Origin of the sequence: Reichenbachiella sp. MSK19-1, from assembly GCF_003590315.1 — a bacterium.
Lineage (GTDB): Bacteria > Bacteroidota > Bacteroidia > Cytophagales > Cyclobacteriaceae > Reichenbachiella > Reichenbachiella agariperforans.
Genome location: NZ_MIER01000016.1, coordinates 506,991 through 529,745, shown reverse-complemented (window position 1 = coordinate 529,745; position 22,755 = coordinate 506,991). Strand labels below are relative to the sequence as shown.

Annotated in this window: 23 protein-coding genes; 6 read left to right on the top strand and 17 right to left on the bottom strand. The window is 42.5% G+C overall.

Annotated features, from left to right (window positions below):
* Position 1 precedes the first annotated feature (1 nt).
* From BGP76_RS14915 to BGP76_RS14845, 15 genes are all read right to left on the bottom strand, one after another.
* Positions 2 to 460: an acyltransferase gene (locus tag BGP76_RS14915; RefSeq protein WP_119845275.1), complete on the bottom strand. Its 459-nt coding sequence runs from the start codon at positions 458 to 460 to the stop codon at positions 2 to 4.
* Positions 439 to 1,458 (bottom strand): Gfo/Idh/MocA family protein, encoded by a 1,020-nt coding sequence (locus tag BGP76_RS14910; RefSeq protein ID WP_119845274.1) that lies wholly within the window; start codon positions 1,456 to 1,458, stop codon positions 439 to 441. The genes BGP76_RS14915 and BGP76_RS14910 overlap by 22 nt, the downstream gene beginning before the upstream one ends.
* Positions 1,451 to 2,533, bottom strand: a complete 1,083-nt coding sequence (locus BGP76_RS14905; RefSeq protein ID WP_119845273.1) for a Wzz/FepE/Etk N-terminal domain-containing protein — start codon at positions 2,531 to 2,533, stop codon at positions 1,451 to 1,453. Before BGP76_RS14905 ends, BGP76_RS14910 begins: the two co-directional genes overlap by 8 nt.
* Positions 2,534 to 5,008, bottom strand: a complete 2,475-nt coding sequence (locus BGP76_RS14900) for an SLBB domain-containing protein (RefSeq protein ID WP_119845272.1) — start codon at positions 5,006 to 5,008, stop codon at positions 2,534 to 2,536.
* Positions 5,009 to 5,111: 103 nt separating this feature from the next.
* Positions 5,112 to 5,885 (bottom strand): 3'(2'),5'-bisphosphate nucleotidase CysQ, encoded by a 774-nt coding sequence (cysQ, locus tag BGP76_RS14895; RefSeq protein WP_119845271.1) that lies wholly within the window; start codon positions 5,883 to 5,885, stop codon positions 5,112 to 5,114.
* 59 nt (positions 5,886 to 5,944) lie between these two features.
* Positions 5,945 to 7,234 (bottom strand): sulfate adenylyltransferase subunit 1, encoded by a 1,290-nt coding sequence (locus tag BGP76_RS14890; protein ID WP_119845270.1) that lies wholly within the window; start codon positions 7,232 to 7,234, stop codon positions 5,945 to 5,947.
* 43 nt (positions 7,235 to 7,277) lie between these two features.
* Positions 7,278 to 7,628: a four helix bundle protein gene (locus BGP76_RS14885; protein WP_119845269.1), complete on the bottom strand. Its 351-nt coding sequence runs from the start codon at positions 7,626 to 7,628 to the stop codon at positions 7,278 to 7,280.
* A gap of 40 nt (positions 7,629 to 7,668) precedes the next feature.
* Complete coding sequence (gene cysD / locus BGP76_RS14880; RefSeq protein ID WP_073121422.1) at positions 7,669 to 8,574, bottom strand: sulfate adenylyltransferase subunit CysD; 906 nt, start codon at positions 8,572 to 8,574, stop codon at positions 7,669 to 7,671.
* On the bottom strand, positions 8,567 to 9,166 hold the full coding sequence (gene cysC, locus BGP76_RS14875; protein WP_119845268.1) for an adenylyl-sulfate kinase: 600 nt from the start codon (positions 9,164 to 9,166) through the stop codon (positions 8,567 to 8,569). The genes cysD and cysC overlap by 8 nt, the downstream gene beginning before the upstream one ends.
* The gene (locus BGP76_RS14870) at positions 9,163 to 9,600 is read right to left on the bottom strand and encodes a DUF2061 domain-containing protein (protein ID WP_119845267.1); all 438 of its coding nucleotides are present in this window, start codon (positions 9,598 to 9,600) and stop codon (positions 9,163 to 9,165) included. Before BGP76_RS14870 ends, cysC begins: the two co-directional genes overlap by 4 nt.
* Positions 9,601 to 9,789: 189 nt before the next feature.
* On the bottom strand, positions 9,790 to 11,037 hold the full coding sequence (locus BGP76_RS14865; protein WP_185146853.1) for a nucleotide sugar dehydrogenase: 1,248 nt from the start codon (positions 11,035 to 11,037) through the stop codon (positions 9,790 to 9,792).
* 1 nt (position 11,038) lies between these two features.
* The gene (locus BGP76_RS14860) at positions 11,039 to 11,980 is read right to left on the bottom strand and encodes a UDP-glucuronic acid decarboxylase family protein (RefSeq protein WP_119845266.1); all 942 of its coding nucleotides are present in this window, start codon (positions 11,978 to 11,980) and stop codon (positions 11,039 to 11,041) included.
* Positions 11,973 to 12,536 carry a dTDP-4-dehydrorhamnose 3,5-epimerase gene (gene rfbC / locus BGP76_RS14855; protein WP_119845265.1) on the bottom strand — a complete coding sequence of 188 codons (564 nt, stop codon included), beginning with the start codon at positions 12,534 to 12,536 and terminating at the stop codon, positions 11,973 to 11,975. Before rfbC ends, BGP76_RS14860 begins: the two co-directional genes overlap by 8 nt.
* 1 nt (position 12,537) lies before the next feature.
* Positions 12,538 to 13,401, bottom strand: a complete 864-nt coding sequence (gene rfbA / locus BGP76_RS14850; RefSeq protein WP_119845264.1) for a glucose-1-phosphate thymidylyltransferase RfbA — start codon at positions 13,399 to 13,401, stop codon at positions 12,538 to 12,540.
* 15 nt (positions 13,402 to 13,416) lie between these two features.
* The gene (locus BGP76_RS14845; protein ID WP_119845263.1) at positions 13,417 to 14,427 is read right to left on the bottom strand and encodes an NAD-dependent epimerase; all 1,011 of its coding nucleotides are present in this window, start codon (positions 14,425 to 14,427) and stop codon (positions 13,417 to 13,419) included.
* 118 nt (positions 14,428 to 14,545) lie between these two features.
* Here BGP76_RS14845 and BGP76_RS14840 point away from each other — a divergent pair, with 118 nt between their 5' ends.
* Genes BGP76_RS14840 through BGP76_RS14820 form a run of 5 tightly spaced genes read left to right on the top strand, consistent with a single transcriptional unit; the run spans position 14,546 to position 19,099 of the window.
* Entirely contained in the window at positions 14,546 to 15,211 is a 666-nt protein-coding gene (locus BGP76_RS14840; RefSeq protein ID WP_119845262.1) for a heme exporter protein CcmB, read from the top strand.
* A gap of 10 nt (positions 15,212 to 15,221) precedes the next feature.
* On the top strand, positions 15,222 to 15,881 hold the full coding sequence (gene ccsA / locus BGP76_RS14835) for a cytochrome c biogenesis protein CcsA (protein WP_119845567.1): 660 nt from the start codon (positions 15,222 to 15,224) through the stop codon (positions 15,879 to 15,881).
* 7 nt (positions 15,882 to 15,888) lie between these two features.
* On the top strand, positions 15,889 to 16,146 hold the full coding sequence (locus BGP76_RS14830; RefSeq protein WP_119845261.1) for a CcmD family protein: 258 nt from the start codon (positions 15,889 to 15,891) through the stop codon (positions 16,144 to 16,146).
* 1 nt (position 16,147) lies between these two features.
* Entirely contained in the window at positions 16,148 to 16,561 is a 414-nt protein-coding gene (locus BGP76_RS14825) for a cytochrome c maturation protein CcmE (RefSeq protein ID WP_073121439.1), read from the top strand.
* Between the two features lie 9 nt (positions 16,562 to 16,570).
* Positions 16,571 to 19,099 carry a heme lyase CcmF/NrfE family subunit gene (locus BGP76_RS14820; RefSeq protein ID WP_119845260.1) on the top strand — a complete coding sequence of 843 codons (2,529 nt, stop codon included), beginning with the start codon at positions 16,571 to 16,573 and terminating at the stop codon, positions 19,097 to 19,099.
* Between the two features lie 20 nt (positions 19,100 to 19,119).
* Here the strand turns inward: BGP76_RS14820 and BGP76_RS14815 are convergent, their stop codons facing one another.
* Together BGP76_RS14815 and BGP76_RS14810 are read right to left on the bottom strand one after the other, a co-directional pair.
* Positions 19,120 to 19,554, bottom strand: a complete 435-nt coding sequence (locus BGP76_RS14815) for a hypothetical protein (RefSeq protein WP_073121443.1) — start codon at positions 19,552 to 19,554, stop codon at positions 19,120 to 19,122.
* Between the two features lie 38 nt (positions 19,555 to 19,592).
* Entirely contained in the window at positions 19,593 to 20,711 is a 1,119-nt protein-coding gene (locus BGP76_RS14810; protein WP_119845259.1) for a glycoside hydrolase family 3 protein, read from the bottom strand.
* A gap of 125 nt (positions 20,712 to 20,836) precedes the next feature.
* Between BGP76_RS14810 and dxs the strand changes: the two genes are divergently transcribed.
* A complete protein-coding gene (gene dxs / locus BGP76_RS14805; RefSeq protein ID WP_073121446.1) occupies positions 20,837 to 22,753 on the top strand; it encodes a 1-deoxy-D-xylulose-5-phosphate synthase in 1,917 nt (638 codons plus the stop codon).
* The last annotated feature ends 2 nt before the right edge of the window (positions 22,754 to 22,755 follow it).

Sequence of the window (22,755 nt, the reverse complement as noted above, 5' to 3'; positions counted from 1 at the left end):
ATTATTTAATTTTTCTTGCAGGGTTTCCTACATAAACCCCTTGTTCTTCAATATCCTTGGTCACAACTGCCCCTGCGCCTATTACTACATTATCGCATATGGAGACAGGAAGTATAGTTGCATTCGAGCCAATAGAAACCATATTACCTACACTGGTTGATTTCCATTTAGTTTTGTCTCCTCTAGCCGGGCCACCTTCCTGAAACAGGTCATTAATAAACATTACTCCATGTCCTATAAAACAATTATCTCCAATCGTAACCAATTCACAAATAAAAGTATGGGATTGTATTTTGGTTCCATCTCCAATAATTACCTCTTTCTGAATTTCCACAAATGGTCCAACAAATGAATTTGAACCAATTTTGCATCCATAGATATTAACAGGTTTGACTAAAATAACATTTTGACCAAAATCTACATCCTTAATGCCTATTTCTATTTGCTTAACTCCTTCCATTTGGATGCCGAATATATTTTATCAATGATTTCAACCGTTTTCATACCCTCAAACCCATTAGTTGCTATCTCCCCTTCACCAGACAATACACTAACGACATTTTGATAAACCTCACCATGATTAGACATAGAACCCTGATATTGACCATAGTTATTCGGAGGATTCCCAGGAGGTAAACCTTCAATTGTAAAGTCTTCAATATTTTGATAATCCAACTCATTTAAGTATTGTCCACCAATTTTTACAGAGCCTTTTTCTCCAAAAATGGTTAATGAGCCCTCCATGTTACCGCCATGACTATTGGTGGTATAATTTATGGTACCAAGTGCTCCATTATAAAATTCTAATATTGCTACGCCATGATCTTCGAATTCAACGATTCCTTCATGAATGTAATTACCATTAAACCCACGAACAGCCTTTACGTCACCAACAATCCAAAAAAGTAAATCCACAAAGTGGCTAAACTGGGTAAACAGCGAACCACCATCAAGTTTTTTAGTGCCTTTCCAAGAATTTTCATAATACTGTTCATTTCTATTCCAAAAGCAATTCAATTGAACACTTAGGATCTTTCCAAGTTTTCCCTTATCAATTGCATCCTTAACAGCTGCTACTGGGGGATTATATCTGTTCTGCTTTACAATAAACAATCTTTTGTTAGCTTTTAAAGATTCGCTTATCATTTTACCACAATCATCCACACTCAAAGCCATTGGCTTCTCACACAAAACATGTTTACCCGCCCTTAAAGCAGCAATAGTATGTTCAAAGTGCAAACCATTAGGCGTGCATATACTAACAACATCAGCATTAGTATTACTCAGCATCTCTTCAATACTTATGAAGCCATTGCACGAATATCTCTCTGAAAATTCTAAAACTTTCATTTGATCTATATCACAAATTGAATCAATACTTCCCTGATTAACAATGTGTTCCGCATGACGTGATCCTATTCTCCCACAGCCAATTATTGCAAATTTAATCTTATCCATTATTCAGTAATTCTCTAAAAAATACAGTTGAAACACCAATAAATAAACCAATGAAAGTAAACAAAATCATTATAACTCCCCTTTTTGGTTTACTCTTTTCTTCTGGAATCCTTACTGGTTCTAGCACAGTAAAAACTGGAGTCTCTTCCTTCAATTTTATCTTTGCCTGTTCCACCTGAGAAGCTAAGCCCTTATAAACTTCAAAGGCTACATTATACTCATTCTCTATTCTCCGTAACTCAATCTGAGCAGTTGCAGATGAAACATTCATGTTCCTATCAGTTGCTCTTGCCAATGTTACTTGCACGGATTCAAATTCCTTTTTCGCTTCTTCAAAAGTCTCAACGACAAAAGCTAAATTATCTTTTGCCTTATCCGTCTTATATTTAATGACTGCTTTTGTTACCTCAGTTTCTATTTTTTTAGTGATCTGAGCTCCTGCATAAGCATCAGGCATTTCTACTTTAATTGATATTAGACCTGTTTCGTCATCTATACTCAAAGATATTCTCTCTTTAAATTTGTCCACCAACTTCCATTGCCTCTTGGTCAATCTGTAAAACCCCTGGTTGACATCTGTTTTAAGTATTTCTTCTTCTGTAAAAAGAGACTTGATCAAACCAGGCAAGCCAATGGTGTACTTCATCAAATAGCCCAACATGGAAGGTTTGGCTACATTCTCAAAGTAGTCAAATGAAGTAGTTCTTAGGTCTAAACTTTCAAAATAGATCGTATCGTTCATCACATCGAGAATGAAGGGTAAGCTGTTGACAATCTCCGGGTACAACTGAGGAGACAAAACCCCTCCACCTCCGGACATGCTGCTGATATCAATCCCAGCCAACCCTGCCAAGCCTCCCAAGCCACCTAGACTAGGAGCGGCTCCTTCGGTTGCCTCAGGCAACAGCTTGGTCGATGCTTCGTACTCTACTGGACTGGTAAAGGCAATCACCAAGCCCAATACGATGAATACACCCGTTACTTTGGCAATAAACTTACGTCCTACCCAAATCGCTTTGGCCAATTCTACCAAGTCGATTTCGTCATCCTGAACCATCCTCTTTTCTTCAGACATCTATTTAATAATTTGGGTGACTACCAATGCTAAAGTCGCCACACTAGAAGCCAGTGCCACCCAAGCTTGAGCTGACAAGGGGTGTTTCTCTGGCTTTTGCGGGATGACTATCTCCGAACCTGGTTCTACCTTGGGGTAATTCTTGATCCAAAGGAAACTACTAGTTCGATCCGCTGATCCGTTTGCATAGATCACGTAGGATTTAGATTTTTTGGCTTGTTGGTCAAATCCACCAGCGGCACCAACATATTTTTTAAACCCTGAACCTTTATTATATCGAATATTTGAAGGGTACAAAACACTACCCCGAACTCGTACAGTCTGAAGTTGTCTCGGTATACTAATGATATCACCTTTCTTCAAAATCAAATCATATTTAGAACCTGGATTAGACATAATCTTATCAAGCTCTATTCCAATTGCTTCTTCTTGTTTAAATACTGCTGATTCATTTGAAAACAGGGTATCTCTTTTAAATATTTCTATCAAATCCTGCTTTCTCACACGTATCGCATCATTAGCATAGCCTAGATCACTAGCATTTTTCTTATAATATTCTGACTTTCGAATAAGCGTAGCTCCTTTAACATAGGAGTAATCAGATACTCCACCTGCTCTTTTTAAAATAGAGGATATTCGTTCATCCTTTCTCTCGATCACATACTTACCTGGAAACTCAACTTCTCCTTCTATCTCAACAGTTTCCTGTTTGATATAAAAAGGACTCTTACGAATAACAACCAGATCAAACGGCTCTAACTCAAACTTAGAATCCTTTTCGGAAATATCTAGATTTTCACTTATTGGGAAATTGAAAATTTCAGCCGAGCTGTTTTTATCTGTTGTACTGTCTGGGTTTATCCTTCTGGCTACTTCCACAAAAGACTTGGCGGCAGATTCTTTGAATCCTCCTGCAAGAAAGATTAAATCTTTAACCTTCATCCCATCTATATATGCAAACTCTCCTGGCTTTTGTACTTCTCCCTCAATAATCAAATTATATCGTTCTCGCAAATCATAAATGGACTGTAACTTTATCACATCATTACTTTGTAGAACCACACTCTCTTCTCCCCTCAATAACTTTCTAGGATTAAATGAAATATTAGCTAATGAAAAGTCCTCGTTTTGACGGATAATTACCCCCCTCTCCATAAAAGTATCACCACGAACACCGTCCGCTAACTCAATCAGTGTAAGCAAAGTCATCCCTTCTTCTAACTGATATTCACCTGGGTTCATTACAGGCCCTTCTATTGTGACCCTATTGATAAACTCATTCGTGATTTTACCAACTTCTATTTCATCCCCATTGTACAATTCGAATTCTCCTGCTTTATCAATTTCAAGAGAACGCACTGTTTTAAAATTTTTATCAATTCTGCGCAAACTAACTACACCCTGATATGCCATATTGGTCAAGCCTCCAGAATAAAACAATAAATCCTCAAATGTTTCTCCTTTCGTTAATTCATAAACCGCTGGGTTCTTGACTTCACCAGTAAATTTTACACGGCTGATATAAGGTCTTACTATTATTACATCCTGATCTTGTAAAGTAATGTTCTCTCCTGTACCACGAATCATAAATTCATATGCATCCAACGTTGAGATAAGTTCCTTTGCTCGATAAACTTCAACCTGACGCAAAGAGCCATCTTTAGAGGGGCCACCTGCACTGTACAATGCATTAAATGCTGTCCCAAAAGAGGATAAGGTGAATGTCCCTGGCTTTTTAACTTGACCAATGACATGTACATTGATAGAGCGCGTTTGTCCTAAAGTCACATCAGCATTGGAACTTCTTCCTATTGTACTATATATCCTTTTCAGTCTGGAAACAATCTTGGCCTTCGCCTTATCCATGGTTAAGCCCGTAATATAAATAGGACCTAAATTAGGTATGCGAATCGCTCCTTCGGGCGAAACGACAATTTGATAGGTTTTTTCTGACGCTCCCCATATATCAATAATCACCTCATCTCCTGGTCCTATTACATAGTTAGCAGGAGTTGGCATATTGAGTCCCGTTTCAAAAGATAAAGAGCTGTTTTCAAAAAAACTTTGACCAAAAATGCTCAAGCCATCGATAGAATCTGGTTTTTCATCTTTAACTGCATCAAAAGGATCAAATGCTCCTCCATTTTCTTGAGATCCTTGACTTTGGTTTGTATCTCTCAAGCGATCAATATTTGCAGTTTGAGAATTATTTGACCCTGACTTCAAATCGCTTACTCTTTTTCTGAGTTTCTGTATTTGTAACTCACTCATACCACGAGTCTTGGCCATCATCATCAGTTGATCCTCAGAATATCCACTGGACTCTGCCTTCCCTATGAACTGCTTTATTTGTTCATCTGATAAATCATCTACATTGACACTACTAATGTTTTGTAAACTAGGACTCTGAGCTAGCGTATCATTACTTAAAAAAAACACTGTCGCAATCAACAGCATGCACACAAGATGCCTCATAGTTAATTTAAATTTTGCGCAAGGTAAAAAATTCTATCGAAGGGATTCGTCTTTTAATTTGAAATTAATGTTAAAGCTCCTCTCTACCGCCTCAGCTCTTACATCACCTTTTTATTGTACAAGAAACCAAGAAGTGTGGGTTCAGCAAATCTTCTTTATTGTAAAGAACTGATTGTGAGATTGACTTAATAGTCACTACACCTCCTGCCTCTTCAACAATGGCCTGTGCTGCGGCAGTGTCCCACTCCATGGTAGGGGCGAATCGTGGGTATAGGTCGGCTGCTCCTTCTGCCACAGCCAGTAACTTGAGAGAGCTCCCCATACTCACGATCTCTGGATTGTTTAGTCCATCCATAAAGACCTGTGTCTCGTCCGAAAGATGCGAACGCGAAGCAACTACTTTCAAGCCTGGGTCCTGCAAGTTGATTCTATTTACTTGCAGTTCGGTTGTTTCATTGTTTAGTTCTTTGAAAGCCCCTTTACCTTGAATTGCAAAATACAATTCGCCCTTTACAGGCACTTGTACTACGCCAAGAATAGATTGTCCTTGGTGAATTAAAGCAATGTTAACTGTGAACTCCCCATTGCGCTTGATAAATTCCTTGGTTCCATCCAATGGATCGATCATCCAGAAATAATCCCAGTCCTTTCGTTCACTGTATGGAATGGCTCTGCCTTCCTCGCTTAAGATTGGCAAACCGGTCTTCTCCAGATGTGCTACGATGGCAAGGTGTGAGGCTTTGTCTGCTTTCGTCAAAGGAGAGTCGTCAGACTTAGCTTCTACGGAGAAGTCCCCTGTTTCGTATATTTTTAAAATCTCAACAGCGGCATCTTTGGCAGCTACTTTGGCGACTTCTAAAAGTTGGTTCAAATCCATAAGAATAGAAAAACCATTGACTCAAGTAGTCAATGGTTCGTTAAGTATTTTCAATTCGATTAAACAATCATCCCTGCAGCGACAGTCTCATTCGTCCCTTCGTCTACTAGAATTAAACTCCCCGTAATTCTGTTTTTGGAATAAGAATCTGCCAACAAAGGCTTGGTGGTTCTCAACTGCATTTTACAAATGTCGTTTGCACCGATTTCTTTGTCCTCCTCATTTCTATGGAGTGTACTGATATCCAATTTGTAGGTGATGTCCTTGATCATCGCTTTCACCTCTGAAGTCGTATGTCTCAGGATATACTTTGCACGAGGTTTCGGCCCTTTACCATTGAGCCAGCAAACCATCACTTCGATGTCTTGTATTGCCTCTGGTTTGTTGTTGGTACGAACGATCATGTCGCCACGTCCAATATCGATCTCGTCTTCCAACTGTATCGTTACTGACATAGGAGCAAATGCTTCATCAATTGCTCCATCATAAGTATCGATGGATTTGATCTTGGAACTAAAACCAGAAGGCATCACTGTGACTTCATCCCCAGCTTTGAACACACCACTAGCGATACGTCCAGCATAGCCTCTATAGTCGTGGTATTTGTCGGTTTTTGGTCGGATGACATTCTGCACCGGAAAGCGACAATCGATGTGGTTGTGATCACTACCAATGTGAATGTTTTCTAAGGTGTATAGCAACGTAGACCCTTCATACCAAGTCATTTCTTCACTGCGATTCACTACATTGTCGCCGTTGAGCGCAGAGATCGGAATGAAACGAACGTCTTTCACCTCAAGTTTCGATGCGAATGCTTCGTAATCCTCTTTTATTTTTTCGAATACTTCTTCACTGTAGTCGACCAAATCCATTTTGTTGACACACACGATGACGTGCGGTATTTTCAATAAAGAAGCAATGATAGAATGCCTTCTGGTTTGCTCAATTACTCCTTTTCGGGCATCTACCAATAGCAGTGCACAGTTGGCAGTAGAAGCTCCTGTCACCATATTCCGAGTGTACTGAATATGACCCGGGGTATCAGCAATGATAAATTTTCTTTTCGGTGTAGCGAAGTATCTATAGGCCACATCAATGGTGATGCCTTGCTCTCTTTCGTCTTTCAACCCATCTGTCAAAAGGGCTAAATCTGTATGATCGAGCCCTTTTCGCTCACTTGATTTGGCTACTTGCTCTAGTTGATCAGCAAATATCGATTTTGAATCATATAGCAATCTACCAATCAGGGTACTCTTTCCGTCATCGACACTACCTGCAGTAGTGAATCGGAGAAGTTCCATGTTGAGGTAACCTTTGTTATCGTGAGGTGTTGTTTTTTCTTGTGTCATAATATTCTATTCACCGTTAACTATTGACTGTTAACTTTAACTATTATTTCAAGGAATTTCTTAAACCATTTAATTGTTTGCCAATCGAGTCTAGTGCTAAAATGCTGTTACTGAAAGCTTCTTTTTCAAGAAGGTCTAATTTGTTGGCAATTATCATTTGTGTTTTCAATTCAAAAGAGGATCCTAGTGAAAATTCTAAGAACCTAGAGAATTCTTTTTCTGAAGATCTACTTGACCCTTCGGTAATGTTTGAAGGAATTGATATAGCTGCCCTCCTCATCTGTGACACCAATCCGAATTTTTCTTCTGACGGAAATTTTTGGGTGTTTTGATACACTGAAACAGCAAAGTCTACAGCTTCATTCCAGACTTGATATTGCGAATAATCTCTCATCCTAAATTCAGGTTAGTTAGTGGTTAAAAGTTAGCGTTGGTTAAAAATACCCCTGCTTCTTTCTGTCCTCCATGGAGGTTTCTGAGCGTTTGTCATCCTCTCTGTTACCTCTTTCGGTTTGTCTGGCAGAAGCTACCTCGTCTACGATTTTCTCCAATGTATCGGCATCTGATTCATCTCCTCCGGTGATGGTAATATCTCCCAAGGTTCTGAATCGAATTTTCTTAGTAACTACTTCCTCGTCATCCGCTATCGTGATAAAGTCAGATACCGGCAACCACGTGTTGCTTCTGCGGATGACTTGTCGCTCGTGCGCGAAGTAAAGCGATGGCAAGGCGATGTTTTCCGACAAAATGTACTGCCATACATCCATTTCTGTCCAGTTGCTCAATGGGAAAACTCGGAAGTTTTCTCCTTGATGGCATCTGCCGTTGAAGATGTTCCATAGCTCTGGTCTCTGGTTTTTAGGGTCCCACTGACCAAATTCGTCTCGGTGGGAGAAGAATCGCTCTTTCGCTCGGGCCTTTTCTTCATCCCTACGTGCACCGCCAATACAAGCATCAAACTGATGTTCTTCGATCGTATCTAGTAGTGTGACCGTTTGAATGGCATTTCTGCTGGCATTCTTGCCTTTTTCCTCAGTAGCAGCACCGTCATCGATGGACTTTTGTACCGATCCTACAATCAGCTTCACACCAAGTTCCTCAACATACTGGTTTCTAAATTCCATCGTTTCTGGGAAGTTGTGCCCAGTGTCCACATGTACAAATGGGAAAGGAATTTTGGCAGGGAAGAATGCCTTGCGTGCTAAGTGAGCGACACAGATCGAGTCTTTCCCTCCTGAAAACAGGATCGCTGGATTTTCAAACTGTGCGAAAACTTCTCTTAATATATAAATCGCTTCCGCTTCAAGCTCTTTGATATGCGTAAGATTGTAGTTACTCATGTATGTTGATTTTTTCTTTTACAATTTTATAAATAGCCTCTACGCCCTCGGCAATAGATACCTTGTGCGATTCCACCACGACATCAGCGTTGATCGGCTTTTCGAATGGAGAATCTATGCCCGTGAAGTTCTTAATTTCTCCTCTTCTCGCTTTGGCATAAAGTCCCTTGACGTCTCGTTTTTCACATTCTTCGAGCGGACAATCCACAAACACCTCCAAATAATTGTCTGAACCTACCAATTGCTTGATTTTCTCTCGCTCTTCGGCAAAAGGAGTGATGAATGCCGTCAAAACCACCGTCCCCGCATCGACAAACAATTTAGACACTTCGGCGATTCTTCTGATGTTCTCTTTTCGGCTTTCGTCCGAAAAATCCAAATCCTTGTTTAGACCACTACGAATATTGTCCCCATCCAATATATAGGTGTTTCGTCCATCCGCAAATAGTTTTTCTTCGAGAGCGCTTGCAAGCGTCGATTTTCCCGACCCAGACATCCCCACAAACCAAATCAAAAAAGGCTTGTAGCCTAATTTTTTGATGCGATCCATCTGGGTAATCGAATGACTATGAGGAATAATATTTTCGGTCATGATGATACCTTGTTTTTTTCTCTATTGTCTAGCCCCAAATTGATGCGATACCATGCTTCTTCATGGCCATAATAAAACAACAATTTAAGAGCTGATTCTATGAGTGCTATATAAGTCGCTTTTTCCACGGCATCATCATGCCCTTCAAAAAGCAATAATGCAAGGGCAAATGTAGTTCCCGATGCGATTACCCTCCATGTAATAGCCTTAGCAATATGCCTCATTTTGTTGTTAAGCTTTGTACTTAACTTGAACCATATTCGCTCATGTACATAATAGATGGCAATTTTGATGGAGGTTTCTGCTGCAGTCAACCATGACGCCATGGCAATTTCAGCCTTACCAAAAAAAATCAGCGTCAATGTAAAAGTCGTTGTTGATGCAATGACTCTCCATGTTATACTTTTGGCAATGTGCCTGACCCTACTGTCCATTATTCGTATGATATTATTGTGAATTAAATTGAATTTTAAGAATTGCGCATGAATAGGTTATCAACAACAGAGTGTTGTAGACTCATGGTACTTATAAATGCAATTGTTCTTCAAAATAGTCGTGTTTGCAGGGTTAAATGCGCCGCAAAGCTAGCAACAATAATTATATTCTTAAAATCTATTCCCTTCCTACAAAAACCCGGAAACCAATCCTCGTGGCAATATCCCCTTCACGTCATATATAAGGCTATTTTCAGACTGCTTCTCCCAATCTATTTCCGTAAATTCTTGGTGAGCTACAGCCAATATCTGAGCACTATATTTTCCTGAAGCATCAGAAACCAACGCTATTCCATACTCTTCTTTCACTTCTGCAGCATCGGCTAGCGGATCAAAAACCTCTACTTGGATGTTGTACTCCTGTAGCTCTTCAATGATATCAATGACTCTAGTATTGCGTACATCAGGACAGTTTTCTTTGAAGGTAATGCCATATACCAGCACACGAGCATCCACCAACTCCACACGATTCTTTGTCATCAGCTTGATGACCTCCTGTGCGACAAACTTGCCCATGTTGCTATTGATGCGGCGACCTGCCAAGATCACTTCAGGCAAATAACCTACACTCTCTGCTTTGTGTGTCAAATAGTAAGGATCCACTCCGATACAATGCCCACCGACTAACCCTGGTTTGAATGGCAGGAAATTCCACTTGGTACCTGCGGCTTCTAGTACCTCAGCAGTATCGATATCCAGTCGGTTAAAAATTAATGCGAGTTCGTTGACAAAGGCAATGTTGATATCTCGCTGAGAATTTTCAATAACCTTAGCCGCTTCAGCGACCTTGATGGAAGACGCTCGATAGGTCCCTGCCGTAATAAAAGAGGCATAAAACGCATCGATACGAGCGGCAATTTCCTCCGTACTGCCACTTGTGACTTTCAAAATTTCTTTGACACCTCGCTCTTTGTCTCCTGGATTGATGCGCTCTGGAGAATACCCTAGATAAAAATCTTGGTTGAAAACTAAACCAGATTCTCTCTCCAATATCGGTTTACAAATCTCATCTGTACATCCTGGAAACACTGTGGACTCATAGACTACTATATCTCCCTTTTTGAGATACTTGCCTACCAAAACAGAAGCTTTCTCCACCAACGAAAGGTCTGGATTGTTGTTTTCATCTATAGGTGTAGGAACGGTCACTATATAAAAGTTGGCAGATGCCAAATCCTGTGCTTCCGCACTAAAACGTACTGAAGATGAAGACAAGCCTTGCTGACTCACCTCACCAGTTCGATCATGACCTGCCACCAATTCATCGATACGCTTTTGATTGATATCAAAACCAATCACCTCGTACTGTTCTGCTGCTGCGACTGCTAGCGGCAAGCCAACATAGCCTAAGCCAATAACGCCAACTTTTATATCCATTTTATTTCACTTTATCCTTAAAATACTCCAAAGTAGGCTTCAAACCTTCACTTCTTGAAAATTGCGGTGACCAACCCAAAAGCTCCTTTGCTTTGGTGATGTTCGGTTGACGCTGCTTTGGGTCATCCATAGGCAATGGTTTATAGATAATCTTAGACTTGCTACCCGTCAATTTCAAAATTTCTTCCGCAAACTGATTGATCGTGATTTCATCTGGGTTGCCAATATTGACAGGGTCAGCACAATCACTTAACAGCAATCGATAAATCCCCTCTACCAAGTCATCAACGTAGCAGAATGATCTCGTCTGCGAACCATCACCAAATGCGGTCAAATCTTCGCCTCTCAATGCCTGCCCGATGAATGCTGGCAATACACGACCATCGTCCAATCGCATTCTTGGACCATAGGTATTAAATATTCTCACGATACGAGTCTCGACACCATGGAAAGTATGATACCCCATTGTCATGGCCTCTTGGAAACGCTTCGCCTCGTCGTATACTCCTCTTGGCCCGACAGGGTTTACATTACCCCAATAATCTTCCGTCTGTGGGTGAACCAAAGGGTCACCATATACCTCTGAAGTAGAAGCAATGAGCATTCTTGCTCCTTTAGCCTTAGCTAACCCTAACAAATTATGCGTACCCAAAGAACCTACTTTCAAAGTCTGAATAGGCATCTTCAAATAATCGATCGGACTAGCTGGCGATGCAAAATGCATGATGTAGTCCAAGTCTCCAGGCACATGGACAAACTTCGACACATCGTGATTGTAAAACTCGAAATCCTCTCTGTGAAACAAATGTTGAATATTGTCCAAAGAACCTGTAATCAGATTATCCATGGCAATCACGTGACACCCTTCCTTCAAAAAACGATCACAAAGATGTGAACCAAGGAATCCCGCTCCTCCTGTAATAAGTACTCTTTTCTTAGCCATTGTATTGAAAATTAAATGTTCTTTTAGTTAGTGGTTCGTATAGTTTATCCTTTTCCGAAAGGATAATTTCATTTTCTGGCAACTGCCATTCGATACCGATAGAAGCGTCGTTGTACATAACCCCACACTCGTGCTCTGGCGAATAGTAGTCATCAATTGCATAAAATATCTCTGCTGTCTCAGATAACACCAAAAAACCGTGAGCAAAACCCTTTGGCACAAATAGTTGATTCTTTTTCTCTTGACTAATCACCTCCGAATAATATTGACCATAGGTCGGAGAGCCTTCTCTCAAGTCTACAATCACATCTTGAATCTCTCCCTGAGTCACGCCGACTAGTTTAGCTTGGCTAGAAGGCATTTCTTGAAAATGAAGCCCCCTTAGCACTCCCCTCACAGATCTAGAACTGTTAAACTGGATAGGCTTAAAGTCAACGCCTGTTAACTTTTCAAAGTTACGAGCATTGAACCATTCGAAGAAATATCCCCGGTTGTCATTAAACAGTTTCGGTTGTAGAGAATACGCTCCCTGTAAATGTAAAGGCTTAATCTCCATTCTATCTCTTTAATAAATTCATCAAATACTCTCCATAACCACTTTTGACCAATGGAGTTGCCAGTTTCTCTAGCTGATGAACATCAATAAAACCCATTTTATATGCAACCTCCTCTATGCATCCAATTTTCAGGCCTTGTCTCTCTTCTATCACCTGTACAAAGGAGCCCGCCTGCATCAGCGATGCAAAAGTACCTGTATCCAACCATGCCGTCCCTCTGTCTAGTATCTCTACACTCAGCTGATTTTGTTTCAGATATTCATTATTGACCGATGTGATCTCTAATTCTCCTCTTGAACTTGGTTTAATGGACTGGCTGATCTCTACGACTTGATTATCATAGAAGTAGAGTCCTGGTACTGCATAATTAGACTTAGGTCGCTCTGGTTTTTCGACTATCGATATCGCCTTCTTTTTGTCATCAAATTCCACCACTCCGTAGCGCTCAGGGTCATTGACATGGTAGGCAAAGACAAGCCCACCAGTAATGTCACTTGCAGCTTGTAATTTTTTAGAAAGACCTGATGCATAAAAAATATTATCTCCTAATACCAAAGCCACCTTGTCCTGTCCAATAAAATCTTTGCCAATGATAAATGCCTGTGCTAAACCTTCAGGCTTTTCTTGCACCGCATATTCAAACCTACACCCCAAATTCTTTCCGTCTCCTAGCAAGTCCCTAAATAAAGGGAGGTCTCGTGGTGTAGATATGATGAGAATCTCTCGAATCCCCGCCAACATCAAAGTAGACAAGGGATAATAAATCATTGGTTTATCATATACAGGCAGTATTTGCTTGCTAACCGAATAGGTCAAAGGGTGTAATCTAGTTCCTGAGCCCCCCGCTAGGATAATTCCTTTCATAGTTAGCGTTAGGTTTTAGGCCTTATAATATTCTTTGTACCAATCAATGAAAGCTCCTATTCCTTCTTCGATCGTGGTATTAGGTTTATACCCAACATCTTTCATAAGAGCGTCCACATTGGCGTAGGTATCAGGTACATCTCCAGGTTGCAGCGGCATCAAATTCATTTTGGCTTTGATACCCAGTTTCGCTTCAATCGCTTTGATGAAATCCATCAACTCTACCGGCTCGTTGTTGCCAATATTATATACTTTGTATGGAGCATAACTGGACGAAGGGTCAGGGTGAGATCCATCCCAATCTCTATTCTTCTTAGCTGGTTTTTTTAATAATCGATAAACCCCCTCGACAATATCTCCAACATAAGTGAAATCTCTTTTCATTTTTCCCTCGTTGAAAACATTGATTTCTTTTCCTGCCAATATCGCTTTGGTGAATAAAAACAGAGCCATATCTGGTCGACCCCATGGGCCATATACTGTGAAGAATCTCAGTCCCGTCACTGGCAGGTCAAACAAAGACGCATAGGAATGCGCGATCAACTCGTTGGATTTTTTTGTTGCCGCATATAGAGACATCGGATGATCCACATTGTCTCGTACCGAAAAAGGCATGTTCTCATTGGCTCCATATACCGAACTCGAAGAGGCAAACAGAAACTGCTTTACTTTATGATTCTTGCTAATTTCAATAATATTGGCAAAGCCGACCAAGTTAGCATTGACATAGGCTGCTGGATTCTCAATCGAATACCGAACCCCAGCTTGAGCAGCTAAATTAACGACATAGTCCACTGTGTTTTCAGTGAAAACTTGCTCCAAACCAGTTTTGTCTTCTAGACCGATTTGATAAAAAGAAAACTGATCGTACGCTTCTAATTGAGCAAGCCTTGCCTTTTTTAGATTGACATCATAGTAGTCATTCATATTGTCTATACCGATGACTTTGTAACCATCATCAAGCAATCGTTTCGAAAGGTGGTAACCGATAAATCCGGCATTGCCAGTTACGAGTATAGTTTCCATTTAAATTTTCTATAATACTAAATAAATACAATGCTAAGGGGATTGACCCGCAATCCAAAGCTTTAAATTATCAAAGTGAAAAGTTATAGCAAATCTTGCTCTAAATTTGCGTCCTGTTATGCTCAAAGAGATCAAAGCACTGCTGTGGAAAGATATCGTACTCGAATGGAGGCACAAATATGCCCTCAACGGCATACTGCTGTATACTTTTTCTACAATCTTCATCTGTTACCTATCCTTCGAGGTGCTACATGCCAGAGTCGATCAGTTTAGCTGGAATGCGCTCTACTGGATCATCATCCTGTTCACCTCCATCAGCACAGTCGCCAAAAGCTTCATCCAAGAAAAGGAAGGTCGGCAGCTCTACTACTTCAACCTAGTTCGCCCACAAAGCATCATCCTATCCAAAATCATCTACAACTCTGGCTTGCTCATCCTACTCTCCATCTTGGCCTTCGGTGTGTTTAGCCTCGTGCTCGGTAATCGTGTGCAAGACCCCGGTTTCTTTCTCCTTATTATTCTAGCAGGCACGGTTGGGTTCGCCACGACACTCTCGCTGATGTCTGGAATCGCCTCCAAGGCAGACAACAACGGCATGCTCATGGCCATTCTTTCCTTCCCAGTCATCATACCTATCCTATTAATGATCATCAAGCTTTCGCGAAATGCAATAGATGGGATTGCACGCTCCGAAAGTCTCGATGAGTTACTAACTTTGCTCGCAATTGATATGATCGTAGGGACGCTGGCCTATCTGCTGTTTCCCTACCTATGGAGAAGCTAATATGTTTTCAATTAAAAAATCTTGGTGGAAAATCTTGGGTGTGCTGCTCACCGCCTATGCACTCTTGGGCGGGTTACTGATGGAGGTTCCCCGTCTCGCCATCCTCAACGAGACCATCCGAAACCTGTACTACCACGTCACCATGTGGTTTGGGATGATCATCCTGCTGACAGGATCCCTAGTCTATTCGCTCCGATACCTATCGAGCAAAAATGAGTACTTCGACATCCGGGCCGAAGCGTATGCCAAAGCAGGTTGTCTATTCGGCGTGCTCGGTATCGTGACTGGCATGGTCTGGGCTCGATACACCTGGGGAGAGTTCTGGAGTGGAGACCCAAAGCAAAACGCTTCTGCGATCGCACTGCTGATCTACTTTGCCTATTTCATCCTCCGCAGTTCTTTCGAAGATGCCCAACAACGCAGCAGAATCTCTGCGGTCTACAACATCTTCGCGTACTTCGCGATGATCCCGCTGCTGTTCATTCTACCACGCCTGACCGACTCCATGCATCCAGGCAACGGTGGCAACCCTGGTTTCAACTATTTTGACCTGGATGGAAAACTAAGAATGATATTTTACCCAGCCATCGTCGGCTGGACACTCATGGGCGTATGGTTTGCCTCGATCAAGATTCGTATCCAAGACATTCGCCTCACACAAGACCTTTGATGATCACATGAAAAAATTACTTTTTGTACTCCTCCTCACGCTGAGCCTACAGGCGACAGCCCAAGATGAAAAATACCAAGTCACCGAAGACGACTACACCAATCAACGGGTGGAAATGGCGGATATCATGCGACAAAGCGGTAAGATTTACGTAGTAGTTGCGGTGGTAATGACCATCTTTGCAGGCATGGTGATTTACCTCGTCCGCCTGGACAAAAAAGTCACCAAACTCGAAGACGAATTGACAGAAGCAAAGCAGGATTGATATGAAGAAGTCTCATATTTTTGGAATCGTAGTGATCGCAGCAGCCATCATGGTGATCATCTCTACCGCTGGAGACGCCAGTACTTATGTCGGATTTGACGATGCACGTGCCATGGCAGAGGATGGTGACAGCAAGAAAATCCACGTGGTAGGTCAGCTCAAAAAAGATGCGCACGGTGAGATCGTCGGCATCCAAGATTCTCCCAACAAACTGGCCTTCTCTTTTGTCCTCGTGGACAACAACAACGAAGAGCAACGCGTGTATTTCAATGAACCCATGCCAGCGGACTTTCTACGATCAGAGCAGGTCGTGGTAGTTGGCAACTTCCAAAACGACCATTTTCTCGCATCCAAAATATTGATGAAGTGCCCTTCCAAATATCAGGAAGAAACCATCGAAGTGAACGACGTTTAATTTTCCCCTATGCATTATTTCATTGGCTCTCTGGGTCACTTTTTGATCATCGCTGCATTCGTCAGTGCTTTGGTGTCGGCCTACGGCTATTTTCGTTCTGTACAATCTACTGAGATTACAGACAAAGACTCTTGGATGCGTTTCGCCCGGATAGCTTTTTGGGTACATGGCGGCTCGGCTCTTGGGGTCGTCGCGACGCTCTTCACGATCATCAACAGGGGTTACTTTGAGTACCACTATGCTTACAGCCACAGTTCGACTGTCCTCCCCGTCTACTACCAAATCTCCGCCTTTTGGGAAGGGCAGGAGGGGTCTTTCCTCCTTTGGATCTTCTGGAATGTCATCCTAGGGTTCGTCCTCATCCGTACCAACAAATTTTGGGAAGCCCCCGTAATGGCCATCTTCGCTATCGTACAGGGATTTTTGCTATCGATGATCCTCGGTGTGGTTCTTTTCAATCTCAAAATCGGCAGTTCTCCATTCATCCTCCTACGTGATGCGATGGATGCACCGATATTCAAAACCAGCCCCGACTTCATCCCAGAGGATGGCTCTGGACTAAACCCGCTACTCCAAAACTACTGGATGGTCATCCACCCACCGACCTTGTTCTTGGGTTTTGCGACGACTCTGATTCCCTTTGCATACTGTATCGCTGGGCTATGGTTGGGCAAATTCAAAGAATGGATCAGGCCCGCCTTGCCTTGGTCGCTATTCTCAGCAGTCGTCCTAGGCGTGGGGATCTTGATGGGCGGCTACTGGGCTTACGAAACGCTCAATTTCGGCGGCTACTGGAACTGGGATCCTGTAGAAAATGCAGTCTACGTACCTTGGCTCGTTCTCATCGCAGCGATCCACACCATGATCGCCTTCAAGAAAAGTACCACTGCACTCAAATCAGCCATCATCCTTGCGGTATCGGCTTTCTTGCTGATTGTATATTCTACATTCTTAACCCGAAGCGGCATCTTGGGCGATTCGTCTGTTCACTCCTTTACAGACTTGGGGCTCTCCGGACAATTGCTCGTTTATCTTCTGGCCTTTGTCCTTGGGACGCTCTTTTTGATCATTAGATCATGGAAAAAACTCGAAAGCGACGAACAAGAAGTCTCGACCTACTCTCGTGAGTTTTGGATATTCATGGGGGCAACTGTACTCTGTCTGATGGGATTCCAAGTTATCATTCCTACATCCATCCCTGTGTGGAACGCCCTCGTGGGGCTCGTCGGGATTGACTCCAACATGGCTCCTCCTGTAGATCAAGTGGAATATTACACGCAGTATCAGCTTTGGGGAGGCGTATTGATCGCTCTTCTATCAGGTACGGGGCAGTTTTTTTGGTGGAACAAAATGGACAAAACCAAACTCAAAGATGCACTACTGCTACCCATTGTGCTCACATTGGCCATCACTGCAGCGATCATCATCCTTTTCAAAGTCCAGAACATCACCTACATCCTCATACTGACAGCAGGAACCTACTCCATCATCGCCAATGCCAAGATTTTATTGGATCGATGGAAAACCAATATCAATTTGTCAGGTGGAGCCATCAGTCATATCGGTATCGCCATGATGCTCTTGGGAGTATTGTTCTCCTCAGGCTACTCCAAAATCGTCTCGCTCAACCAAACAGGACTGGTATGGAGCAAAGAATTTCCAGACGAAGTGAACCAAAAGAATCTATTGCTCTTCCAGAACGAAGACCGCCAGATGGGAGAGTACTCTCTCAACTACAAAGGCACACGCAAACGCATCGAGGGATTCCCTGGCTATGTCAACATCCATGACATCAATCAAATCAACGAAACACAAGCCATCGCTGCAGTTGACTTATCTTCAGATGAAGAAGTTGTTTTCCATCAGGGGGATACTCTCACCCTGATCACACCTGAGACGAGCTACTTCGAAATCGCTTATACCAAGGGAGAAACATCATTCGACCTCTACCCGACGGTGCAGATCAATGAAAAGATGAACATGACGGTCTTTTCTCCTGACATCAAGCGCAAACTAGGGTTTGACCTTTACACGCATGTGAGAACCTTCCCAGACCCAGATCAAGAGACAGACTGGAGCGAAACAGAAATCATCACGACTCAACTCGACGAACCCTTCTTTGTCAATGATTTTGTAGCCACACTCGAAAAGGTACAACGGGTGACCGAACTGGACGGGCTGACACTAGGAGAAGGAGATGTCGCCATCAAAGCAGACATCCGAGTGAAGGGCGGTGATCGAGACTACCTCGCAGAGCCTTATTACATCATCAAAAACAACCAAGCAGGTCTGCTCTCTGATATCATCCATGACCTAGGCGTCAAGCTCACCATCACGGAAATCGACCCAAAAAGCAACAGTTTCAAAATCGGGGTAAACAAAACACAAAAAGACTGGGTGATACTCGAAGCGGTCGAAAAACCAATGATCAATGTACTCTGGATAGGCACCCTCGTAATGGTGATTGGGTTCATCATCGCGATCACTCGACGCTATGGTGAGTTTGTCAAAATGAAAGAGAAAGGACTCGAATCCTAAGTGAACAAAGAGAAGGTAAATTACACCTTCTCCATTTCTACACGTACTTTGCAACTATTAGACTCAGTATTGAGTTCTATAGTCATACTATCAAAATCTGAATCAACAACAGGTACATCATAGCAATCACTCTCTAGTTCGTAAGGACATAGTTTGATCTTTCCACTTGAGATTTCGTACTCTCCAGCCTCTGCTATGGTAGCCCCTCCGTCTAAACTCACATTCAACGTGTATACATCTGTCTGACGCAAATTTAAGGTAACACATGCTGTTGTACTACTTGTGCGAGGACAGCTCACAGGGCCATCGTTGGACTCTAAGTCGCAACCAGATCTAACCACTCCGTCTTCCTTGGCCAGCCAAAGACCTGCTTGAGCCGTATGATCATCATCATCTCCACAAGACAATGTAAAAGGAACCAGTAGAACGAGCAATAATTTGTTTATCGATTTCATGATGTAATAGTTGGTGAATTTTAGAGTTCAAAGGTAAATCACAAATTGCTTTTCATGCGCATGATTCTCTCATAGGATTTTTTGATTCGCTCCTCAGATATTTCACCACGCTCGACATAGTCCTTTATGATAGCATGTATGTCTGTTGCAGACTTCTTTTCATTGTCAGGGACATTACCCGCGAACATGACGACATCCACCCCTGCGTCGATCGCCAAACGAACTGACTCAGCTATACCATAATTCTTCGAGATAGCATGCATCTGCATATCATCCGAAAACACCACTCCGTCATAAGCCAACAAACCGCGTAATACTTGCTGAATAATCACTGGAGATAACGTAGCAGGATAACCACTCGGGTCAAAGTGCCTATTAACAATATGTGCGCTCATGATGGCATCCACCATGCCCGAATCCAACATGTATTTGTACGGCATTAGTTCGCTCATCTCCCAATACTTTGTCACGTCTGCTACCCCCAAATGTGAATCTGCATGCGAACTACCATGACCCGGAAAGTGTTTGAGTACAGTCAAAACCTGATTCTCTCTGTGAGTGCCTACTACCGCACTCGCATGTCGAGCTACCTGATAGGGGTCAGCCGAATAACTTCGACCAATTTCACCAATCACGGGGTTTTCTGGGTTCACGTTTACATCTACATCTGGTGCATAATTCAGGTTAAACCCTAACTCATGCAGCGTATATGCTGTCGCGTTAGCATAGAACCTAGTACTATCTAGGTTGTCAAGCTTACCAAGGCATTCTGCCGTCTTAGTTTCTGGAAAACCATATTTGGGTTTCAGTCGGTTGACCCTTCCTCCTTCTTCATCGATACTCACGAATAGAGGGATGTCTGCTTCCTCCTTCAACATCGTGATAGCACGTTTGAGCTGGCGAGCAGGACTTTTACTATTGATATTTTTTTCAAAGAAAATCACCCCTCCTACTTTTCCTTCTTTGATTTCATCCAAAATAAGAGCATCAGATTCTAAATAAGATTGATCACCTATTCCTGTCATGATCATTTGGCCAATCATCACATCTAAACTCACAGCAGTCTCGTTGGACAAACTGTCTGTCCCACTCTGCTGTGCCATTGTCACAGAGCCAACCAATTGAAGCATAATGAGAAACAATATTCTGTATATCATAATTTGAAAATTTGAAGTTGTAAATTAAATAACTTATTCTGTTTATTTTTGCTCCCCCAAAACCAAATGCTCCAATATAAGGTACATTTTTGGCGCTTTGGTTTTATCATCTTAGATTTAAAGTCATGCAAGTAGAGCCGGGAAAGTTGTTAGCAGGAATCGATACACCTGACGACATGAAAGACCTAGATGCTGTCCAATTGGTGCAGTTATCGTCAGAATTGCGCCAGTATATCATCGATACGGTTTCGGTTTATGGCGGACATTTTGGGGCAAGTTTGGGCGTGGTAGAACTCACCGTCGCACTGCACCACGTATTTAACACGCCGGTGGATCAGCTCATCTGGGATGTTGGGCATCAGGCCTATGGACATAAAATACTGACAGGGCGAAAAGAAAATTTTCATACCAACCGCGTATATGGCGGTCTGTCGGGATTCCCAAAAAGAAAAGAAAGCGAATATGATGCCTTTGGCGTAGGGCACTCTTCTACCTCTATCTCAGCAGCACTAGGTATGGCCGAAGCTTCATTCTACAAAAACGAGACAGACAAGCATCACATAGCCGTCATAGGCGATGGTGCAATGACAGGAGGAATGGCATTCGAAGCGATGAACCACGCTGGAGTTTCTAACTCCAACCTGCTCATCATACTCAATGATAACTGCATGTCTATCGATCCTAATGTCGGTGCACTTAGAGACTACCTGACAGACATCACTACCTCTCACACTTACAACAAACTACGGGACGAAGCGTGGAAAGTCCTTGGTAAAATCAGTAAGTTCGGCCCAAATGCCAGAGAGATCGCTGCGAACTTTGAAAGCAGTATCAAATCGTTTTTACTCAAACAAAGTAACCTCTTTGAATCTCTCAATCTAAGATATTTTGGACCGGTCGATGGTCATGATGTCAACCACATGGTCAGCGTCCTAAAAGACCTGAAAGACATCAAAGGACCCAAAATCCTACATGTCCTCACCAAAAAAGGAAAAGGCTACTCACTCGCCGAAAAAGACCAAACCAAGTGGCATGCACCTGGCACCTTCGACAAACTCACTGGTGAGATATACAAAAAAGTGTACGAGACACCACAGCCACCCAAATACCAAGAGGTTTTTGGGCATACGCTCGTGGAGTTGGCGGAGACCAATGACAAAATCATGGGAGTGACTCCAGCCATGCCTTCTGGGTCATCACTCAATATCATGATGAAGGCTATGCCAGAACGTGCCTTTGACGTAGGTATTGCAGAACAACATGCCGTGACCTTCTCTGCAGGCCTTGCAACACAAGGTTTAGTTCCATTCTGTAACATCTACTCGACCTTTATGCAGCGCGCCTATGATCAGGTCATTCATGATGTAGCCATCCAAAACCTACACGTGGTCTTCTGTCTCGACAGAGCAGGGTTTGCAGGCGCTGACGGACCTACCCACCACGGATGCTATGATATTGCCTATTTTAGATGCATTCCTAACATGGTCATCTGCGCTCCCATGAATGAAAAAGAACTCCGCAACATGATGTATAGTTCTCAGTTGCCAGAGAATGCTAGACCTATCTCGATCAGATACCCGAGGGGCAATGGTGTGATGCCAGTATGGAAGTCTGCTTTCGAAAAGATAGAAATCGGCAAAGGTCAAAAAATAAAAGATGGTGACGAACTAGCTTATCTAACTTTCGGACATGTGGGCAACTACGCCATAGAAGCTACTCAGCGTCTCTCCCAAGAAGATATTGCTGCAGCGCACTATGATATGCGATTCGTCAAACCTTTGGACGAAAAACTCCTCCACGAAATATTCCAAAAGCACAGCCATGTCATCACCGTAGAAGATGGGTCTTTGCAAGGTGGATTTGGCTCGGCGATCTTAGAGTTCATGGTAGACCATGGCTATCAATCCAAAGTCGTGAGACTCGGAATACCCGATGAAATCATTGAGCACGGTACGCAACTCGAACTACAGCGCGATTGCGGATTTGATCCAGAAGGGCTTTACCTATCTGCCAAAAAAATGTTAGACACCGTCCCTGCTTAAAC

What these genes read in the sequence shown, in the direction of transcription:
- BGP76_RS14915 (WP_119845275.1), bottom strand. Translation starts at nt 460, where the DNA reads ATGGAAGGAGTTAAGCAAATAGAAATAGGCATTAAGGATGTAGATTTT.
- BGP76_RS14910 (WP_119845274.1), bottom strand. Translation starts at nt 1,458, where the DNA reads ATGGATAAGATTAAATTTGCAATAATTGGCTGTGGGAGAATAGGATCA.
- BGP76_RS14905 (WP_119845273.1), bottom strand. Translation starts at nt 2,533, where the DNA reads ATGTCTGAAGAAAAGAGGATGGTTCAGGATGACGAAATCGACTTGGTA.
- BGP76_RS14900 (WP_119845272.1), bottom strand. Translation starts at nt 5,008, where the DNA reads ATGAGGCATCTTGTGTGCATGCTGTTGATTGCGACAGTGTTTTTTTTA.
- cysQ (WP_119845271.1), bottom strand. Translation starts at nt 5,885, where the DNA reads ATGGATTTGAACCAACTTTTAGAAGTCGCCAAAGTAGCTGCCAAAGAT.
- BGP76_RS14890 (WP_119845270.1), bottom strand. Translation starts at nt 7,234, where the DNA reads ATGACACAAGAAAAAACAACACCTCACGATAACAAAGGTTACCTCAAC.
- BGP76_RS14885 (WP_119845269.1), bottom strand. Translation starts at nt 7,628, where the DNA reads ATGAGAGATTATTCGCAATATCAAGTCTGGAATGAAGCTGTAGACTTT.
- cysD (WP_073121422.1), bottom strand. Translation starts at nt 8,574, where the DNA reads ATGAGTAACTACAATCTTACGCATATCAAAGAGCTTGAAGCGGAAGCG.
- cysC (WP_119845268.1), bottom strand. Translation starts at nt 9,166, where the DNA reads ATGACCGAAAATATTATTCCTCATAGTCATTCGATTACCCAGATGGAT.
- BGP76_RS14870 (WP_119845267.1), bottom strand. Translation starts at nt 9,600, where the DNA reads ATGGACAGTAGGGTCAGGCACATTGCCAAAAGTATAACATGGAGAGTC.
- BGP76_RS14865 (WP_185146853.1), bottom strand. Translation starts at nt 11,037, where the DNA reads ATGGATATAAAAGTTGGCGTTATTGGCTTAGGCTATGTTGGCTTGCCG.
- BGP76_RS14860 (WP_119845266.1), bottom strand. Translation starts at nt 11,980, where the DNA reads ATGGCTAAGAAAAGAGTACTTATTACAGGAGGAGCGGGATTCCTTGGT.
- rfbC (WP_119845265.1), bottom strand. Translation starts at nt 12,536, where the DNA reads ATGGAGATTAAGCCTTTACATTTACAGGGAGCGTATTCTCTACAACCG.
- rfbA (WP_119845264.1), bottom strand. Translation starts at nt 13,401, where the DNA reads ATGAAAGGAATTATCCTAGCGGGGGGCTCAGGAACTAGATTACACCCT.
- BGP76_RS14845 (WP_119845263.1), bottom strand. Translation starts at nt 14,427, where the DNA reads ATGGAAACTATACTCGTAACTGGCAATGCCGGATTTATCGGTTACCAC.
- BGP76_RS14840 (WP_119845262.1), top strand. Translation starts at nt 14,546, where the DNA reads ATGCTCAAAGAGATCAAAGCACTGCTGTGGAAAGATATCGTACTCGAA.
- BGP76_RS14830 (WP_119845261.1), top strand. Translation starts at nt 15,889, where the DNA reads ATGAAAAAATTACTTTTTGTACTCCTCCTCACGCTGAGCCTACAGGCG.
- BGP76_RS14825 (WP_073121439.1), top strand. Translation starts at nt 16,148, where the DNA reads ATGAAGAAGTCTCATATTTTTGGAATCGTAGTGATCGCAGCAGCCATC.
- BGP76_RS14820 (WP_119845260.1), top strand. Translation starts at nt 16,571, where the DNA reads ATGCATTATTTCATTGGCTCTCTGGGTCACTTTTTGATCATCGCTGCA.
- BGP76_RS14815 (WP_073121443.1), bottom strand. Translation starts at nt 19,554, where the DNA reads ATGAAATCGATAAACAAATTATTGCTCGTTCTACTGGTTCCTTTTACA.
- BGP76_RS14810 (WP_119845259.1), bottom strand. Translation starts at nt 20,711, where the DNA reads ATGATATACAGAATATTGTTTCTCATTATGCTTCAATTGGTTGGCTCT.
- dxs (WP_073121446.1), top strand. Translation starts at nt 20,837, where the DNA reads ATGCAAGTAGAGCCGGGAAAGTTGTTAGCAGGAATCGATACACCTGAC.